Annotated in this window: 2 protein-coding genes; both read left to right on the top strand. The window is 75.1% G+C overall.

All coding sequences use genetic code 11. The annotated features are described in order from the left end of the window. The first annotated feature begins 15 nt into the window (after positions 1-15). Entirely contained in the window at positions 16-1,629 is a 1,614-nt protein-coding gene (locus AC51EU_RS29350) for a cobyric acid synthase (RefSeq protein ID WP_496270130.1), read from the top strand. After that, the coding region (locus tag AC51EU_RS29345) for a magnesium chelatase ATPase subunit I (protein WP_496270129.1) at positions 1,629-2,660 on the top strand (1,032 nt) is incomplete at its 3' end. The genes AC51EU_RS29350 and AC51EU_RS29345, both read left to right, overlap by 1 nt.

Genomic DNA, 2,660 nt, shown 5'->3' with positions numbered 1-2,660 from the left:
GTCGAGGAGGACACGGTGAGCGGACGGCAGGAAACGGCCCTCGGCGGTGGTCTGCTGGTGGCCGGGACGACGTCCGACGCGGGCAAGAGCGTGGTGACGGCCGGGATCTGCCGCTGGCTGGTGCGTCAGGGCGTCAAGGTCGCGCCGTTCAAGGCGCAGAACATGTCGCTGAACTCGTTCGTCACCCGGGAGGGCGCGGAGATCGGCCGGGCGCAGGCGATGCAGGCCGCCGCGGCCCGTGTCGAGCCGTCCGCGCTGATGAACCCGGTGCTGCTCAAGCCGGGCGGGGACCGCAGCAGCCAGGTGGTGCTGCTGGGGAAGCCGGTGGGCGAGCTGAGCGCCCGGGGCTATCACGAGGGGCGGCAGGAACGGCTGCTGGAGACGGTCACCGACTGCCTGGCCGAGTTGCGGCGCACGCACGACGCGGTGATCTGCGAGGGCGCCGGAAGCCCCGCCGAGATCAATCTGCGGCGCACCGACATCGTCAACATGGGCCTGGCGCGGGCCGCCCGGCTGCCGGTGGTGGTGGTCGGCGACATCGACCGCGGCGGGGTGTTCGCGTCGTTCTTCGGCACCACGGCGCTGCTGTCGGCCGAGGACCAGGAGCTGGTCGCCGGATACCTCGTCAACAAGTTCCGCGGCGACGTGGCCCTGCTGGAGCCCGGCCTGGAGATGATGCGGCAGCTGAGCGGCCGGCCGACGCTGGGCGTCCTGCCGTACCGTCACGGCCTGGGCATCGACGAGGAGGACGGGCTGCGGGTGTCGATGCGGGGCGCGGTCCGCGAGAGCGTGGTGGCGCCGCCGCACGGCGCCGACGTGCTGCGCGTCGCGGTGGCGGCCGTCCCCCTGATGTCCAACTTCACCGATGTGGACGCGCTGGCCGCGGAGCCGGGCGTGGTGGTGCGGTTCGTGGACCGGCCCGAGGAACTGGCCGACGCGGACCTGGTCGTCGTCCCCGGCACGCGCGGCACCGTGCGGGCGCTGGCCTGGCTGCGTGAACGCGGTCTCGCCGCGGCGCTGGCCCGGCGGGCCGCCGAGGGCCGCCCCGTCCTGGGCATCTGCGGCGGCTTCCAGGTCCTCGGCCGGCGCATCGACGACGACGTCGAGTCGCGGGCGGGGCGCGTCGAGGGCCTGGGGCTGCTGCCGGTGCGGGTGCGGTTCGCGGCGGAGAAGACACTGGCGCGGCCCGTCGGCGAGGCGCTGGGCGAGCGGGTCGAGGGCTACGAGATCCATCACGGCGTGGCCGAGGTGGACGGCGGCGAACCCTTCCTCGACGGCTGCCGGGTGGGGTCCGTGTGGGGCACCCACTGGCACGGCTCGCTGGAGAGCGACGGCTTCCGGCGCGCGTTCCTGCGCCGGGTCGCGGCCGACGCCGGACGGGACTTCGTCCCCGCGCCCGGCACCCGCTTCGGCGCGCTGCGCGAGGAACAGCTGGACCTCCTCGGGGACCTGATAGAGGAGCACGCGGACACCGGCGCGCTGCTGCGGCTGATCGAGAAGGGCGTGCCCGAGGGCCTGCCGTTCGTGCCGCCCGGCGCGCCCGCCCCGGTGCCGCAGGCCCCGCCCCGCGGCGGCACGACCACCACCACGACCGACCGGAGCACGTCCCTCGAAGGGGGTACCCGTTAATGGCCTCGGCCCCGTATCCGTTCACCGCCGTCGTCGGCATGGCCGACATGCGGTTGAGCCTGCTGCTCAACGCCATCTCCCCGGCCATCGGCGGGGTGCTCGTCCGGGGGGAGAAGGGCACCGCGAAGTCGACGATCGTGCGCGGTCTGACGGCCCTGATGCCTTCGCTGGACGTCGTCCCCGGCTGCCGCTTCTCCTGCGACCCGGCCGCGCCGGACCCCGCCTGCCCCGACGGCCCGCACACCCCGGGTGACGCCGGCGGCCGCCCGACGCGGATGGTCGAACTGCCCGTCGGCGCCTCCGAGGACCGCCTGGTGGGCGCGCTGGACATCGAGCGGGCGCTGGCCGACGGCGTCAAGGCGTTCGAGCCGGGCCTGCTGGCCGACGCGCACCGCGGCATCCTCTACGTCGACGAGGTCAACCTGCTCCACGACCATCTGGTCGACGTGCTGCTGGACGCGGCCGCGATGGGCGCCTCCTACGTCGAGCGGGAGGGCGTCTCCGTACGGCACGCCGCGCGGTTCCTGCTCGTCGGGACGATGAACCCCGAGGAGGGCGAGCTGCGGCCGCAGCTGCTCGACCGGTTCGGGCTGACGGTGGAGGTCGCCGCCTCCCGCGACCCGGAGCAGCGGGTGGAGGTCGTCCGGCGCCGGCTGGCGTACGACGACGACCCGGCCGCGTTCGCGGCGCGCTGGGCGGACGAGGAGACCGCGCTGCGCGAGCGGATCGCGGCGGCGCGGGAGCTGCTGCCCCGTGTGGAGCTGGGCGACGCGGCGCTGCGGCAGATCGCGGCGACCTGCGCGGCGTTCGAGGTGGACGGGATGCGCGCGGACATCGTGATGGCGCGCACCGCCACGGCGCTCGCCGCGTGGGCGGGCCGCACCGAGGTGCTGACCGAGGACGTGCGGCAGGCGGCGCTGCTGGCGCTGCCGCACCGCAGGCGCCGCAACCCGTTCGACGCGCCGGGACTGGACGAGGACACGCTGGACGAGGCGCTGGAGGAGTCCGCCGGGGACGGCGACGACCCGGAG

Source organism: Candidatus Streptomyces philanthi (genome assembly GCF_059553635.1).
The sequence above is the reverse complement of the archived record's forward strand: the minus strand, read 5'-3'. Positions and strand labels throughout refer to the sequence as shown.